At 69.0% G+C, this 16,638-nt stretch carries 11 protein-coding genes; 8 read left to right on the top strand and 3 right to left on the bottom strand.

The annotated features are described in order from the left end of the window. The first annotated feature begins 64 nt into the window (after window positions 1-64). The 4 genes from VFQ05_02465 to VFQ05_02450 are packed head-to-tail and all read left to right on the top strand — an operon-like array spanning window position 65 to window position 5,386. Window positions 65-595 (top strand): VTT domain-containing protein, encoded by a 531-nt coding sequence (locus VFQ05_02465; GenBank protein HET9325616.1) that lies wholly within the window; start codon window positions 65-67, stop codon window positions 593-595. Then, entirely contained in the window at window positions 592-2,562 is a 1,971-nt protein-coding gene (locus VFQ05_02460) for a hydantoinase/oxoprolinase family protein (protein HET9325615.1), read from the top strand. The genes VFQ05_02465 and VFQ05_02460 overlap by 4 nt, the downstream gene beginning before the upstream one ends. Further along, complete coding sequence (locus VFQ05_02455; GenBank protein HET9325614.1) at window positions 2,559-4,157, top strand: hydantoinase B/oxoprolinase family protein; 1,599 nt, start codon at window positions 2,559-2,561, stop codon at window positions 4,155-4,157. The genes VFQ05_02460 and VFQ05_02455 overlap by 4 nt, the downstream gene beginning before the upstream one ends. Before the next feature lie 26 nt (window positions 4,158-4,183). Continuing rightward, entirely contained in the window at window positions 4,184-5,386 is a 1,203-nt protein-coding gene (locus tag VFQ05_02450; protein ID HET9325613.1) for a hypothetical protein, read from the top strand. A 9-nt stretch (window positions 5,387-5,395) separates the two neighbouring features. Here VFQ05_02450 and VFQ05_02445 read toward each other — a convergent pair whose 3' ends face one another. Next, window positions 5,396-6,841 (bottom strand): glycoside hydrolase family 3 N-terminal domain-containing protein, encoded by a 1,446-nt coding sequence (locus VFQ05_02445; GenBank protein ID HET9325612.1) that lies wholly within the window; start codon window positions 6,839-6,841, stop codon window positions 5,396-5,398. A gap of 89 nt (window positions 6,842-6,930) precedes the next feature. On the opposite strand from VFQ05_02445, the gene VFQ05_02440 reads away from it, so the two are divergent. Continuing rightward, window positions 6,931-8,106 carry an aminotransferase class I/II-fold pyridoxal phosphate-dependent enzyme gene (locus VFQ05_02440; protein HET9325611.1) on the top strand — a complete coding sequence of 392 codons (1,176 nt, stop codon included), beginning with the start codon at window positions 6,931-6,933 and terminating at the stop codon, window positions 8,104-8,106. A 23-nt stretch (window positions 8,107-8,129) separates the two neighbouring features. Beyond that, window positions 8,130-9,800, top strand: coding sequence for a S41 family peptidase (locus tag VFQ05_02435; GenBank protein ID HET9325610.1), 1,671 nt, complete (start codon window positions 8,130-8,132; stop codon window positions 9,798-9,800). A 53-nt stretch (window positions 9,801-9,853) separates the two neighbouring features. Here the strand turns inward: VFQ05_02435 and VFQ05_02430 are convergent, their stop codons facing one another. Further along, window positions 9,854-10,651, bottom strand: a complete 798-nt coding sequence (locus tag VFQ05_02430; GenBank protein HET9325609.1) for an SAM-dependent chlorinase/fluorinase — start codon at window positions 10,649-10,651, stop codon at window positions 9,854-9,856. A gap of 25 nt (window positions 10,652-10,676) precedes the next feature. Further along, a complete protein-coding gene (locus tag VFQ05_02425) occupies window positions 10,677-11,657 on the bottom strand; it encodes a glycosyltransferase family 9 protein (GenBank protein HET9325608.1) in 981 nt (326 codons plus the stop codon). 124 nt (window positions 11,658-11,781) lie between these two features. Between VFQ05_02425 and VFQ05_02420 the strand changes: the two genes are divergently transcribed. Together VFQ05_02420 and VFQ05_02415 are read left to right on the top strand one after the other, a co-directional pair. Continuing rightward, window positions 11,782-13,029 (top strand): aminotransferase class I/II-fold pyridoxal phosphate-dependent enzyme, encoded by a 1,248-nt coding sequence (locus tag VFQ05_02420; GenBank protein HET9325607.1) that lies wholly within the window; start codon window positions 11,782-11,784, stop codon window positions 13,027-13,029. A 417-nt stretch (window positions 13,030-13,446) separates the two neighbouring features. Then, window positions 13,447-16,638 (top strand): HYR domain-containing protein (locus tag VFQ05_02415; GenBank protein HET9325606.1); only part of this gene is annotated, 3,192 nt, incomplete at its 3' end.

Here is a 16,638-nt window from a genome sequence, read left to right as displayed (position 1 = left end):
GCCTAGTCGACTCACTTTCCGGTAGATTGCGCGCCCTCCTGGTGGCCTCGAGCGGAGGGTTCGATTGAGCGCGGATTCGCTGTGGGCGATGTGCGTGCTGCTGCTCGTGGACGGGGCGACGTTCGCCTTCTTCACCACTCCGCTGCTCCTGCACTACGGGCATCTCCATCCCGCCTGGCAGGTGGCGCTCGCCGGCAGTGTCTCGAGCGCTCTCGGCAGCGTGCTGCAGCTCCTCATGCTGCGCTGGGCGCTGCGCTCCGGGCATCCATGGATGCGGCGCTTCGCTCCTTCGCAGGAGAAGCTCTCCCTGACCCTGGCCGCGTATCCCGCGGCCTCCTTCCTGGCGCTGATGCTGGCGAGGGCCACGCCGCTTCCTGACGCGCCGCTCAAGCTGGTGGCCGCGGCGGTGGGCTATCCGCCGCCGCTCTACGGCCTGGCCATCCTGCTCGGCGCGCTTCCCTACTACTTCGCGCTGGCCTTCGTCGGGCAGGCCATCAAGATCCCGAGCTGGATCCTGATCACGGCCGCCGTGGCCATCGTGCTGGGAGCGGGACTCGACTTCTGGCGCAAGCGCCGGCGCCCGAAAGCCGCGTGACCAAGCACGGCCGCTCCATGCCGTCGCGCGCCGCCGCCGTGGGCGTCGACACCGGCGGGACGTTCACCGATTTCGTCGCGGTGGTCGCGGGGCGATTCATCGCGTTCAAGGTGCCTTCGACCCCGAAGGCTCCGGAGCGCGCCGTGCTCGAAGGGCTGGCGCGCGCCGGCGCCACCCAGCAGACGCGTGTGCGTCACGGCTCGACGGTCGCGACCAACACGCTGCTGGAGCGCAAGGGCGCGCGCGTCACGATGCTCACCAATCAGGGATTCGAAGACCTGCTCGAGATCGGGCGGCAGGACCGGCCCGATCTCTACGCCCTGGCGCCGCGTCGCGAGCCGCCGCTCGTGCCGCGCGCGAGACGACTCGGCGTGGCGGTGCGCCGCGGTCCGGATGGACGCGCGCGCCGGGCGCTCCGCGAGGCCGAAGTGCGCCGCGCGCTCGCCGCGCTGCGCCGCAGCGGACCCGAAGCGGTGGCGATCGGCCTGCTCCACGCGTACCGAGCACCCGGGGACGAGCGGCGCCTGGCCCGGGCCGCGCGCCGCATCGGCGTGCCGGTATCGGTCTCGTCGGAGTTGTGTCCGGAGATCCGCGAGTTCGAGCGCTTCACGACCACGGTGGTGAACGCCTACCTGCAGCCGCGCGTGGCGCGCTACATCGATGAGCTGCGCCGGACCTGCGGCCCGCGGCTCGAGATCGTCGCTTCCCACGGTGGAGGCACACCCGCCCCGGAGGCCGCTCGAGAGCCGGTGCGCCAGCTCCTCTCCGGCCCGGCGGCGGGACTGTGGGCGGCGTTTCGCGCCGCCCGCGATGCCGGTTTCCCGCGTGCGCTGACGCTCGACGTGGGCGGCACGTCGACCGATGTCGCGTTCGCCGAAGGCCGGCTGCCGCGCCGCCGCGCCCGCGAGATCGCCGGCTTTCCGATCCTGCTTCCGCTGCTCGACGTGCACACCGTGGGCGCGGGAGGGGGCTCCATCGCCGCCATCGACGCCGGCGGCCTGCTGGCGGTGGGGCCGCAGAGCGCCGGCGCCGACCCGGGACCGGCATGCTACGGAAGAGGCGGGCCTGCCACCGTGACCGACGCGCTCGTCGTGCTCGGCCGGCTGCCGCAGATCGCGCTCGGCGAGTCCCTCGAGGTCGACCCGGCGCTCGCGCGCGAGGCGATCGCCGCGATCCGTCCAGGGCTGCGCGTGCGCTCCGTGGAGCTCGCGGCGGCGGCGGTGGTCGCGGTCGCCAACGCGCGCATGCAGGCGGCGCTGCGGCGCGTGTCGGTGGAGCGCGGCCACGATCCGCGCGGCGCCGCGCTGGTGGCCTTCGGCGGCGCCGGTGGCCTTCACGCGTGCGAGCTCGCGGAGACGCTCGGCGTTCTCGCCGTGGTGTTCCCGGCCAACGCCGGAATGCTCTCGGCGCTCGGCGCGCTGGCCGCTCCCGAGCGGCATGGCCGAAGCCGGACCGTGCTCTGCTCCGCGTCCGAGACGGCGACCCTGAAACGCGCGATGACCCGGCTCGAGCGCGAGGTCATGCAAGCCTTCGATCGGCCCGGGCGTCCTTCCATGTCGAGGCGGGCGCTGGCCCGTTACGTGGGCCAGTCGCACGAGCTCGAGGTCGACTTCGGTCCGGGGCTCGAGCGTCGCTTTCACGACGCGCATCGCCTTCAGTACGGATTCGCGCGCGAGGGCGCTCGCGTCGAGGTGGTGACGCTCGAGGTGGAAGGGGAGCTGCCGGTGGCCGACGTGCCCCGCCGCGCGTCCGCCTCTCGCGGCCGACCCGTCCCCGAGCGACGGGCGCGCGCATGGATGCAAGGCCGCGCGCGAGAAGTCCCGGTATGGCGCTTCGAGACCCTCGGACGCTCATCGGTGGTGAAGGGGCCGGCGATCGTCCTCCAGTCGGGCGCGACGCTGTGGGTGGAGCCGTCATGGACCGGCCGCGTGCACGAGAGCGGCGCGCTGGTGCTGAGGCGATCGTGAGGCGCCATGCGCTTCCGCCCGCCGTCCGGCTCGCGCTCTACCGCGGGCTCTTCTCCGCGTGCGCCGAGGAGATGGGCGTGACGCTCATGCGCGCCGCCTACTCGCCCAACATCAAGGAACGCCTCGATTTCTCGTGCGCGGTGTTCGACGGCGGGGCGCGCCTGGTGGCGCAAGCCGCCCACATCCCCGTCCATCTCGGAAGCATGCCACGCGCCGTGCTGGCGGCGCTCGAGCTCGGACCTTTCGCTGATGGCGACGCGATCCTCCTCAACGATCCGTACCGGGGCGGCACGCATCTTCCGGATCTGACGCTGGTGTCCCCGGTCTTCCTGCCCGGGCGGCGCGCGCCAGACTTCTTCGTCGCCAGCCGCGCGCATCATGCCGACGTGGGTGGCGCGGCGCCGGGATCCATGCCGCTGGCGCGCGAGGTGTACGAAGAGGGCTTCCGCATTCCACCGGTGTTCCTGGCGCGCGGCGGCCACCTGGCGGCCGACGTGCTCGCGCTCCTGCTGGCCAACGTGAGGACCGCGGAGGAGCGCCGCGCGGATCTCGAGGCGCAGCTCGGTGCGCAGACCACTGGCGCCCGGCGCCTGATCGAGATGGCGCGGAGGAACGGCGCCGGCGAGCTGGTCCGTGAAGCCGCCCGTCTGCTCGAGCATGGCGAGCGCGTGATGCGGGCGGCGCTCTCCACGCTGCCACGCGGCAAGTGGCGCTTCGAGGATGCGCTCGACGATGACGGACTGGGAACCGGACCGATCCCGATCTGCGCCGTCCTGACGCTCCGGAACGGGGCCGCGGTGGTCGACTTCACCGGCTCGAGCCCGCAGGTGCCGGGATCGGTGAACGCGGTCGAAGCGGTCACCTTTGCCGCCACTCAGTACGCGCTGCGCTGCGTGCTCGGCGGCGATCTTCCGGTCAACGACGGCGCCTTTCGTCCGGTGCGCGTGATCGCGCCGGCTGGCACGGTGGTCCATGCACGCCCGCCGGCGGCGGTCGCGGCCGGCAATGTCGAGACCTCGCAGCGCATCGTGGACGTCGTGCTGGGCGCGCTCGGCAAAGCGCTGCCCGATCGCGTGCCGGCGGCGAGCAGCGGCACCATGAACAACCTGCTGATCGGAGGATTCGATCCCGCGCGGCAGGGACCGTTCGCCTACTACGAGACGCTCGCCGGCGGGCACGGCGCGGGTCCGGGCTGGGACGGTGAGTCGGCGATGCAGGCGCACATGACCAACACCCGCAACACGCCGGTCGAAGCGCTCGAGCACGGCTATCCGCTGCACGTGGTCGAGACGCGCATCCGGCGCGGCAGCGGCGGTCTCGGGCGCTGGCGGGGCGGCGACGGCGTGGTGCGAACGCTCGAGCTCGAAGCTCCGGCGCGGGTCACGGTGATCTCCGAGCGGCGTACCCGAGGTCCCTACGGCCGTGCCGGAGGCGAAGCCGGATCGCCCGGCATCAACCGCGTGCGCACGAATGGCGGCGAGCGCGAGGCACCGGGCAAGTTCCAGATTGACCTGCCGCGCGGGGCGGTGCTAACCGTGGCCACCCCCGGGGGCGGCGGCTTCGGTCGCCCGCCCAAGCCACGCCTCCGAAAGTAGCGTCGGGCTGCAACCAGGAGGCTGCCATGCGCTGGCGTCACGCCGCACCGCTCATCCTCGTCCTCGCGTCTCTGATCACGCTGTTCACCGCGCGCCGCGGCGCCGGCGTGCCGCTCTTCGGCGCCCAGACCGGACTCGCGTGCGGGAGCTGCCACTTCGATCCCAACGGCGGCGGCCCGCGCAACGAGTTCGGATTCAACTTCGCGAAGAACCGTCATCGCGTCGAGCCTGAAGAGGGCAAGCCGTGGTCGGACGTGGCCCTGGTCAATCGCGTCGGCGACAGCTTCCCGCTCTACATCGGCCTCGATCACCGGCTCATGCTGCTCAGCAACGACACCGACGCGATTTCCGGCAACGACCGCGCCGGGTTCTACAACATGGAGAACGCGATCCACCTCGCGTTCCAGCCGTTCTCGATGCTCACGATGGTCTACACGCGCGACGGCTTCGACTCGGGCAGCAAGAGCCAGGATGCCTTCGGCATGATCTCGGGAGGCCCGTGGGGGAGTTACCTCAAGGCCGGCCGCTTCCGTACGCCGTTCGGCTTGCGAATGGACGATCACACCGTGGCCACGCGAAACGGCTATCTGGACTTCCTGACTCCACCCGGGCTGGTCCCGCGCTTCCTGCCCTATGATCCGCGCACTCCCGACATGGGCATCGAATTGGGGGGAGAGAAGGGAAGCCTCTTCGCCCGCGCCTCGTACACCAATGGCGAGACCCACCCCTTCAATCCGCCGCCGGTTGCTCCCTCGCGGGCTCAGGCCAAGACGGCGAAGCTCGGCTTCGTGAGTCCTTCGTTCCAGGCGGCAGCCTCGTTCTACGACGACTTCCGCGACAAGGCGGGCTTCGTCAGCCCGGTCCGGGCGACTCGCTGGGGCGCGTACGCCATGGGGCGCGTCGGGCCGGTCTCGGCGCTGCTCGAGATCGATGCCGGAACGGACGAGTATGTAGGCGACACCAAGAACAACCTCCACGCAGGCTTCGCCGAGCTCGACTGGACCCCCGCCCGATGGATCAACGTCCGAGCCCGATACGATCGCATGAACCTGGGCGTCGGCGACGGCGCGCTCTTCGCCGAGGACCTTGTCTACGAGCGCTACGCCTTCGAGACCGAGTGGGTGCCGGTGCCGTTCGCGGAGCTGCGGGCGACGGTGCGGCAGATCTCACAGCAGGACGGCCCGTACGACGAGACGCAGGGCTATCTGCAGTTCCACTTCTCGTACTGAGTCTTCGTCCTAGGCGCGAGTGGTGGCGCGCGCGGCCGAAGCCAGCGCGCGCGCCACGACGCGCCGGGTGAGCGGCGTGGCGTCGGAGGCCGAGATGCGAAGTGCGGCTTCAGGAACGAGATCGAGGAACGCGTCGTTCTGAAGCCCGATCAGCGCGGTCGAAGTCGCGCGCGCCGTGGCGCGCAGGCGCTCGATCTCGGCGTCCTCGAGCGGCTTCCGGCTCATCACCGCGACCACCTCGAGCGACGGTGATTCGCCGTTTGCGCGAATGCCGTGCGTGGCGAGCTCGTCCCGCAGCGATGATCCGTGAGGAAGCTCCGGCTCGCGAATCCGCCATGGGCCGGCGGCCGCCGCGGGGGGGATCTCACCGCGCACGATCAGCCCACGCTCCACGATCCGCTCGAGCCGTGCTTCCCAGTCATGCGGCGTCAGCTCGGAGAGCGGACGAAGGATGTCGCGCTCACCGGGCTCGGGATGCCGCCGGTCGAATTCGGCGAGCCGCGGCCGAGCATCGTCGAAGCGGGCGTGATCGAGGGCTCCGTCCACGAGCTGCTTGCCGAGCTCGTAGCGGGCGCGTCGCACATCCTCGTGATGAAACGCGTAGAGCAGGAGATCACATCCGGCGTCGAGCGCCCGGCGCCCCACTTCCGCCGCACCGCCGGCCTGTGTCGCGCCCCTCATCTCGAGCGCGTCGGTGGTGACCAGCCCGCGATAGCCGAGCCGCCGCCGCAGGAGTCCCTCGACCACCGCGGACGAAAATGTCGCGGGCTGCCCGGGATCGAGCGCCGGGTAGACGACATGGGCCGTCATGATCGCCGGCGCATCGAGGTGGGCACGGAACGGCGCGAGCTCGCGCGCTTCGAGCCGGCCCATGTCCGCGTCGCAGCGCGGGAGTGCGTGGTGCGAGTCGAGCACGGTGTCGCCATGCCCCGGAAAGTGTTTGAGACACGACGCGATGCCGGCCGCGCGATAGCCCGCGAGCATCGAGGCGACGGCGCGCGACACCGAGCCCTCGTCGGTCCCGAACGCGCGCGGCCCGATCACCGGATTCGCCGGCTGTGAATGGATGTCGGCGACCGGCGCGTACACCCAGTCGATCCCCAGGGCGCGAAGGCGCTCGCCGGTGACGCGCGCCGTCCATTCCAGGTCATCGCCCTCGGCGCCGCGCGCCAGCAGCGCCGCGTTGGGCGGGACGACGAGCAGTCCGGCGAGCTGCGAGACGAAGCCGCCCTCTTCGTCCACCGCGATGAAGATCCGGCGCGGTCGGGCCAGCTCGCGCAGCCGCTGGGTGAGAGTGCGCAGGGATTCGAGATCCGGGAAGTCCCGGCGGAAGAGGATGACGCCGGCGGGCGCGTAGGCGGCGAAATCCTTTTCCCAGACGCGCGACAGTCCCTCGGCCGGCAGGCCGACCACCATGCGCCGCGCGATGCCGCGCTGGCCGTCCATGAGCCGCATGGTTTCCGAGCGATGCCTCGAAGTCAAACGGCTGAAGTGCATTTCGCCCGTTGGGCCGCCGGGGGAGAGCCGCTAAACTAGGCGCCCTCATGAGCCCCATGGTCAGCGAGCGCAGCACGCGCTTCACGGAGTCGGTCATCCGCGAGATGACGCGGCTCTGCCAACGTCACCAAGGCGTGAATTTGGCTCAGGGCTTTCCCGACTTCCCTGCCTTGCCGGCCATCAAGGACGCGGCGTCCCGAGCCGTACAGGAAGACGTCAACCAGTACGCCATCACCTGGGGCGCCAAGAGCCTGCGGGACGCGATCGGGGCCAAGACCGAGCATTTTACCGGCCTGAGGTTCGATCCCGAGACCGAGATGACGGTATGCTGCGGCTCCACCGAAAGCATGGTCGCGACGCTGCTCGCCCTCGTGAATCCCGGCGAAGAGGTCATCGTTTTCGAGCCCTTCTACGAGAATTACGGGCCCGACGCGATCCTTTGCGGCGCAACGCCGCGGTTCGTCCGGCTCAGGGAGCCCGACTGGAGCTTCGATCCCGACGAGCTGGCGGCTGCGTTCGGCAACCGCACGAAGGCGATCGTCATCAATACACCCAACAACCCCACCGGAAAGGTGTTCAGTCGGGATGAGCTCGACCTGGTCGCGGCGCTCTGCCGCAAGTGGGACGTGGTGGCGGTGACCGACGAGATCTACGAGCACATCCTCTATGGAGATGCGAAGCACGTGAGCCTGGCCGGGCTCGAGGGGATGAAGGAGCGGACGGTGACGATCAGCGGGGTTTCCAAGACCTATGGAGTGACCGGGTGGCGGATTGGCTACTGCCTGGCGCCACCCCCGATCACGTCCGCCATCCGAAAAGTTCACGACTTCCTGACGGTTGGCGCCCCGGCCCCCCTTCAGGAGGCGGCGGCAATGGCTTTGTCCTTGCCTGATTCGTACTACGTGGGCCTGGCCCAGGCGTACGAGGAGCGCAGGGACGTTCTGCTCCCCGCCCTCCAAGCCGCCGGGTTCAGGACGTTTGTGCCGCGAGGGGCGTACTACGTGATGACGGACATCAGCGCGTTCGGCTTCTCGGATGACGTAACGTTTGCACGGTACCTTGTCGAAGACGGCGGGGTGGCCGCGGTTCCCGGGTCGAGCTTCTATTCCGATCCCGCGGCCGGCCGCCAGCGCCTCCGCTTTCACTTTGCGCGGCGTCGCGAGACACTCGACGCGGCCGCGGATCGGCTGGGGCGTCTGAGCGCTCGCAGCTTCACGCGATGAACATCATGGATCGGACTTCCAACATGCCTGCACGTCGAAAATCGGTTGGCCCCTTCCTGGCGGCCATGGCGCTGTCTCTGCTGCTCGGCTTCGGTCTGGCCCGGGGCCTCATGGCCACCGACGACCTGCGGAGCCAGCTCGACCTGTTCACCCAGGTGCTCTACCTGGTGCAGAACCACTATGTCGAGCCACCGGAAAATCAGAAGCTGATCCAGGGTGCGATCGACGGGATGCTCAAGACGCTCGATCCTCATACGGTCTTCCTGCCGCCGCAGCGCGCTCAGCGAATGGACGAGGAGTTCCGAGGCGACTATTCGGGGATAGGAATCCAATTCGAGATACGCGACGGGGTCATCACCGTGATCTCGCCGCTCGAGGGCACGCCCTCGTTCCGCCTTGGAATTCGCGCCGGCGACCGGATCGTCGAGATCGACGGCAAGCCGGTGCCCAAGACGGTCACGAACGAGGACGTCTTCAAGGCGCTGCGCGGCCCGTCGGGGAGCCAGGTCCAGATCGCCATCGAGCGTGAAGGCGAGGAGGTCCACCGCTACAACATCGACCGGGCCAAGATCCCGATCGAGAGCATCCCTTACGCGTACATGGTTCGCCCCGGCGTCGGCTACGTGCGCGTGATCCGCTTCTCGCAGACCACGGGCGACGAGCTCGAGACGGCGCTCGGCAAGCTGCGCGCGCAGGGCATGAAGTCGCTGCTGCTCGACCTGCGCGCCAACTCGGGCGGGCTGCTGTCGCAGGCGGTCGACGTGCTCGACCAGCTCATTCCCGAGAACAAGAAGGTGGTCTACACGCGCGGCCGGATCGCGTCGGCCAACGCCGACTACTACACCACCGACCGCCAGAAGCAGATGGCCGGTCCGCTGGTGGTGCTGATCGATCACGGCAGCGCCTCGGCCTCCGAGATCGTGGCGGGCGCGGTTCAGGACCTGGATCGCGGACTGGTCGCCGGCACCAACTCGTTCGGCAAGGGACTGGTGCAGAACCAGCTCAACCTGAACGACGGGTCGAAGCTTCTGCTCACGATCGCCAAGTACTACACGCCGAGTGGCCGGCTCATTCAGCGCGACTTCAGCAAGGCGGCGGACCAGAGCGAGTACGCGCTCGAGGCCTACCGCGAGGACGCCCCGAGCGATTCCGAGCTGGCGGCCCGCCCGAAGTTCAAGACGGCGGCTGGCCGGCAGGTCTACGGCGGCGGCGGCATCCTTCCGGACAACGTCATCTCGGATCGCGAGAACCTGACGCGAGTCGAGGCCGACATGATCCAGAAGCGCGTGTTCTTCGAGTGGGCGACCGGATATCTCGCCCAGAACAGGAACACCAAGTGGACGGCCGAGTCGTTCGGCAAGAACTTCAAGCTGACGGACGCCCAATGGGCGCAGCTGCGGAAGATCATGGACAACCGCAAGGTCGCGGTGGACTCGGTGTGGGTCAAGAGTCGGCCGTTCATGCTCCAGCAGATCCGCGCGGAGCTGGCGAGCGCCACATTCGGCTCGCTGGAGCGCTACAAGATCCTGATCGAGGACGACCCGCAGCTGAACGCGGCGCTCGAGCTCTTCCCGCAGGCCTCCAAGCTGCTCGCCGGCAACCTGGACCCGAGCGGCGACAAGGCCGTGAAGCCCGGGAATCGCAAGACCCCGGCGACCGCTGGCGTCGGCGGAGGGTCGAAGAACCGACCGTAAGAGAAGAGAGCTTGGGAGACGTGGGTGGCGCTGGCGCCACCCACGTTTTCATTTCAGCCGGCGCGGACCCTCACCTGGTCGCCCTCGCCGAGGCCCAGACGCTCCGAGGCATCTCCGCCGACCTGGGCGATCTCCAGGCGTCCGCTCGACCCGATCAGCGCGAGGATGGTTCCGACCGGGGCCTCTCCATAGGAGCGTGAGAGTCCGCGGATCACCCGGCCCAGGGCCAGCACGTGGATGCGGTTCTGGGGCACCGTCGGAAAACCGTCGCTCATGTCCTGCTCGGTGACGTTGGTGAGCAGGTTGCCGAAGCGATCGACGAACACCACATGGCCAACGATCTCGCCCGCGCGATGGGTCGGGCCGTTGGATGAAAGCCTCACCGGGGCGTCTGCCCGGGGTCCCATCTGCTCCAGCGGAACGCCCGCGGCCAGATGGGCCGCCACCGGGGCGAACACGTCGCGTCCGTGAAAGGTGCGGCTCACCGGTTGCCGGAAGAAGCGGTTCACGTTGAGCTCGTGCGCCTTCGCGTCGGGGTCGGCCAGCGCCCACTCCAGGACGCCGTTGTCCGGACCCACGAAGTGCTGCCCCCGGGCGCTCACACCGAGCGCCCTTCGCGTCGTGCCGACTCCTGGATCGACGACCACGAGATGCACGGTGCCCGGGGGGAAGTCGGGCGCCGCGGCCTCGAGGACGAACGCCGCGCGCGCCACCATCCCCGGCGGCACCGCGTGTGAGAGATCGACGACGTGCGCGGTGGGGTGGATGGTGTGGAGGACGCCGTGCACCACCGCCACGAACCAGTCGCTCGAGCCGAAATCGGAGAGGAAGGTGATGATGGGTTCGGCCATATCCGTGGTTCCCGGCGAAGAAGGCTCAGCGCCTGGCCAGCATACCCGATAGGAGGGCCCAGGCCGCTTCGACCGTCAGGCGGTCGAGGCACCGCAGGTCCGGGCAGACGTCCCGGTGGCAAGGGCTGCACTCGGCGCGGACATAGAAGGCGCGGTGTCCGTCGGACTCCCGGTACGGAAAGAACATCGCCGGCCGATTGCGCGACATGAGCCCCAGGGTCGGGACCCCGGCGGACGCGGCGGTGTGAACCGGCCCGGTATCGCCGCAGACGAACGCCGCGCACAGGGACTGCATGGCGACGAAGCGCGCGAGCGGCCAGCCCACGATCGAGAACGCCCGCCCGCGCGGAAGCTCTTCGCGCACCTGTTCCACCAGGGGGCTTTCCTCGGCCGTCCCGGTGACCAAAACCACTCCCGCCGGCTGCTGGTCGAGAAAGCGGCGACCCAGCGCCGCGAAGCGCCGGGGGTCCCAGCGACGCGTCGGCCAGCGCGCCCCAGGGTGGAGACCCAGCGCGGATGACGCCGCGGGGATTCCGAGCGCCGCCAGAGCCTGCCGCGCCTCTACGCGGGCGGACTCTTCCAGATGGAGCCTGGGCGCTGCGGTCTCGGCCGGCCAGCCCAGACGCGCGACGGACGCGAGATGGAAATCGACGGCGGAAAGCACACGCGGGCGCACGTGATGGGTGTACGCGGCCGAGCGCCACCCTTTGCCGGGGTAACCCACCCGAATCGTGGCGCCCGAGAGCGCGGTCCAGATCGCGGTGCGCGGGTTGCAGAACAGATCGAGCACCAGCTGCGGACGCAAGCGGTGGATCGCCGCCACGACATCCCAGGCCCCTCCATGTCTCCGGCTCACGATCAGATCGTCGATCCGCGGGTCGGAGCTCAGCAGAGGGGCGCACGCCTCTTCGACCAGGTAGCCGATGCGCGCCGAGGGGCAGGCGCGGCGGACCGCGTCGAGCGTGGGGAGCGTGAGGCAGATGTCGCCGATGAAGCGAGGGCGCACGATCAGCAGCCGGTGAATCGAGGCAGGATCGACGGCGCCTCGAGCAGGGGCGGAGGCGAGGGTTGACACCGATCTGCAATCTAGCCCACCGTGGCCGACGTCGCCACCGACGACAGGAGGATTCGTGCCCGACCGCTCACGCAAAGGCCCGCCGCCCGCGCAAGGCGTGCGAACCCGCGCCGTCCACGGGGAGAAGAAGCGCCAGACGGGTCCCGCCAGCACGCCCATCGTCCACTCGGTGACCTTCGGCTTCGACTCCCTCGACGCGATGAACGCCGAGCAATCCAAGGGTCCGGCGGGGGCCTTCTACCAGCGCCACGGACATCCGACGCTGCGCGCGGTCGAGGAGCGGCTGGCCGGTCTCGAAGGCGCCGAGATGGGCCTCCTGTTCTCCTCGGGCATGGCCGCCATCGCCGCCGTCTTCCTCACCCATTTGGAGGCCGGCGACCACGTCATCGCACTCCATCAGTGTTACGGCGGGACGCACGACTTGCTGTCATGGGGCGCCAGGCGATTCGGGTGGAGCGTGTCGCTCGTCGATGCCCGCAAGCCTGAAGAGTGGGATACGGCCTTCCAACCCCGCACCCGGATCTTCCACGTCGAGTCCCCGACCAATCCGACCTTGATGATCGTGGACCTCGAGCGCGCCGCCGATCTGGCCCACCGGCACGAGGCGCGCCTCACGGTGGACAACACTTTCGCCTCGCCCTTTGGCCAGCGGCCGTTCCGGCACGGCGCCGATCTGGTGCTGTACAGCGCCACCAAGTCGATCGGAGGTCACAGCGATCTGCTGGCGGGAGTCGCGCTCGGACCGAAGAAGACGATGGAGCCGATCTGGAGGACGCGGAAGATCTTCGGCGCCGTTCCCGACCCCGGCGTGGCGTGGCAGATCGAGCGAAGCCTCAAGACCCTGGCCCTGCGGGTCCAGGCCGCGAACGCCAATGCGCTCGAGCTCGCTCGTCGGCTCGCCGGTCATCCGGCGGTCCGCACCGTCTTCTATCCCGGCCTCGCCCCTCATCCAGGACACGACATCGCGAAGCGCCAGATGGAGATGGGATTCGGGCCGGTGCTGGCGATCGATCTGGCCGGCGGAGCCGAGGCGGCGACAGCGACCATGGGAGCCCTCGGCCTGATCACCCACGCGCCCAGCCTGGGGAGCGTGGATTCGCTGGCCTCCCTGCCGGCGCACACTTCCCACATCCAGCTCGGTCCGGAAGGCCGGGCGCGCGCCGGGATTCCGGAGGGTCTGATCCGGCTCTCGATCGGGATCGAGGACGTCGAGGACCTGTGGGCCGACCTCCAGCAGGCTCTCGCCAGAGCGGTCCCCCTCGCCGCAGGCTCCCCGAGTGGAGGCCGTCCCGGGTCTCGTTGACAATTCCCTTGTCAGGCCCGGGTCAACCGGGTAACTTGCCTCGGTTAGAAGAAAAGGCCGTCACTTCACGCCCCCAGCGCGACGCGTCGGTCGCTTCGTCGAACACCCGCAGCTTGTCGTCCCCCTAGTGACGGAGCAGGAGCCGCGTTCTCACACCCCCCCTCGTGAGAGCACCGCAGCGCACATTCAATTCCTCGCGACGTTTTGAGGGAAGGCCGCCACGGAAGCCTCAGTCGTCTCACACCAAGTTCCTGATTCTCTGCCCACCGGTTCGCAACGGGTGCGTCATGGAGCGCTCGCGCGGCTGGGGAGATCGACCGCGACGCGGAAGATCTCGAACGGTTCACGTCACCGCAGCATTCGGTGAGCCTCTCAGTTCACCGTTCACCCATCTCGAGCACGAGAGGGAGGTCGCTCATGAGGCCCCGCATTAGGGTCAGCGGATGGTTGTCGACGCTGCTGATCGCTTGTTGTTGTTGTATTGCACTTCCGGTCGCCGCGTTCGCCGCGAGCGTGTCGACCCACAAGGCCGTGTACGTACCCGGCGAAAGGGTCGTCATCCACGGCCAAGGATGGCGATCCGGCGAATCGGTCTCGCTCGCCGTGACACCGGGCGATGCGTCGACGCTCCAGGCCACCGCGGACGCCAACGGCGAGTTCACCAACTCGCAGTACACGGCGGAAGCGGAGCAGGTCGGCCAGGAGGTGACGCTCACCGCCACCGGGACGGCCAGCGGTTCGGCGACGACGATCTTCGCCAATGCCGCCGCCAACCTGGATCAAGGTGGGAACGAGGAGGCGGATAACCCCACCAATCCGGTCGACTGGGTGAACGGCAACCTGAACCCGGAGAACTCACACTTCGTCGAGGGAAACTCGATCCCTTACCGAATGGTCATGACGAACCTGACCAACGGGTCTCACGAGCTGATCATCGGTTGGGACACGAAGGACGGGAACCTCGCCGCCCTCGACTACCTGACGCATTACCAGCGGTTGCAGCCGCATAACCAGTTCGTCCCCGCGCACAGCGCGGAAACGGTCGATCCACTGCTCGGCCTGGGCGGGGGCTTCGGCGCGCCATCGACGTACGCGATCGATCCTCCCAGCACGGCGGGGACGCCGGTGGCCGGGATGCCGGCAAGCAGCTTCAACGCGCTGCCTGCCAACGAGCGGGTGCTGACGATCTGGAACGGCACCATCACGGGTGCCGTCTACACCTCGCAGGATCCGCTCAACCTCGCGCATGCGCAGAGCGAGATGAAGATCACCTTCACTTCGACTGCGCCCACGGTGGTCATTGCCTGGGGCGGACACATCGGGGTGGTGGAGGAGTGGAATGGCCTGGCGCACCCGGGCGGTTCCCCCTACCACATGCGGAACGTCTCGCTGGACGGCCAGGGCGGCAATCAGGACCGCTCGCTCAAGGCCGATGCCGTCTTCAGCTGTGAGATCGCAGGGCCGACGCCTTGCGTGGGCACGACCAACCAGTATTGCGTGACCACGAACATTGGCGGGACCAAGACGTACGCCTGGGAGTTCACCGCCAATACGTCGGGAGCCTCGTTCGTGGGCGCCACCAATGGCGCCTGTGTCGACGTCAACGCCGGCAACACCGCCGGCTATTACTCGCTCAAGGTGACGGTGACCGGTGCCGACGGCGGCATCACCTGCGAGCACACCTTCACCGTGAACGGCGGGCCGACCTGCAGCATCACCGGACCCGATGGCCCGGTGTGCCCGAGCTCCACCCAGGAGTTCTGCGGGCCTCCAGGGCTCGCGAGCTACTCCTGGTCGGTGACCGGGGCGACCATCCAGGGAGCGGCCAATGGCCAGTGTGTGACCATTGTGGCTCCCACGGGATGCAACACCTCGTACACCGTGAACCTGACGGTCGCGGACGCGACGGCTTGTCCCAGCACCTGCAGCAAGACCGTCAACGTCAGTGACACGACGCTTCCGGTGATCGCCGGCGTCGGTCCCGGTGGAACGATCGAGTGCCCGGCCACGCCGGCGTTCAGCGAGCCGACGGCGAGCGACAACTGCGGCGCGGCGTCGCTCGACTACGTGGACGTCCGGACGAATGGCGACTGCCCGGCCGAATACTCGGTGACCCGCACGTGGACGGCGACGGACGCCTGCGGCAACCAGGCCACCGCCAGCCAGACGATCGACGTCGTCGACACCACCGCACCGGTGATCAGCAACGTGCCGGCGGACGCGACGGTGGAGTGCAGCAGCATTCCGCCGCCGCCCGAGAACGTGGTCGCCTCCGACGCGTGCGATGCCAACGTGCCGATCGAGCTGCTGGCTGAGTCGATCACCATCCTCGACTCGAGCCCGTCGGCGACGGCGTGCACCTACGAGATCAACCGGACGTGGAAGGCGACCGACGACTGCGGCAACGCGGCGACGGCGAGCCAGAAGCTGACGGTCCATGACACGACGGCGCCGACGGTGGTGTCGTGCCCCGCGGACGAGACGATCGAGTGCCCGGCGACGCCGAGCTTCGGCACGCCTCAGTTCGCGGACAACTGCGACGCCGAGCTGACGATCACCTTCAACGACGTCGAGACGCCGTCACAGACCTGCCCCAACGCCAAGGACGTGACGCGCACCTGGACGGCGAAGGACAACTGTGACCTCTCGGTGACCTGCAGCCAGACGATCCACATCGTCGACACCACCGCTCCCGTGCTCACCTGCCCGGGCAACATCACGGTGGGTGAGTGCCAGAACACCGTCACCTACACCGGCAGTGGCGAGGATGCGTGCGGCGGCCAGGTGGCCATCGTGTTCGATCCTCCGTCGGGCACGGTGTTCGGCGTCGGCACCACGACGGTGACGATGACGGGGACGGATGTCTGCGGAAACTCGTCGACCTGCGAGTTCACCGTGACCGTGACCGGAAGCCCGGTCGCCGCGATCACCGGTGAGGACGCGGTGTGCGATGGCCAGACGGCCGAGCTGTGCGGGCCGGATGGCAACTTCTCGTGGGCATGGACCGGACCCGGCAGCTTCAGCGCCGACACCCGGTGCATCAACGTCGGGGTCGCGGGGACCTACAACCTCGTGGTCACCGATCTGGGCAACGGGTGCACCGCCAACGGCAGCCATGAGCTGACGGTCAATCCGAACCCGGTGTGCTCCATCACCGGTCCGGCCGAGACCTGCGAAGGCACGTCGGTCGAGCTATGCGGGCCGGACGGCAACTACGGCTACGCATGGAACGGGCCCGGCGGATTCACCGCGGACACGCGTTGCATCACGGTGTCCGCCGCCGGCGACTACTCGCTGGTCGTGACCGACCTGGCCACCAAGTGTGAGAGCGCGTCTTGCTCGCACACGCTGGCGACCACGCCGTGCGTCGCGAACTGCCCGCGGACCGCCGGCTTCTGGGCGGCGCAGTGTGATCAGGCGCCGACTGGACAGACCAAGTTCGACCTGGCAGCCATGACGGCGATCACTTCGTGCGTCGATGACAAGGTCGGAATCTTCAACTGGGCCGCGGGGCAGGACTTCAGCCGCTTCTGCGCGACGGTTGGGACGGGCGGCCAGATGGATCAGCGTCGTCAGGCCAAGCGTCAGTTCTCGGCATTCCTGGCCAAC

The organism is Candidatus Eisenbacteria bacterium, assembly GCA_035712145.1.
Classification (GTDB): Bacteria; Eisenbacteria; RBG-16-71-46; order RBG-16-71-46; family RBG-16-71-46; genus DASTBI01.
This window is presented reverse-complemented; position numbering and strand designations above follow the sequence as displayed.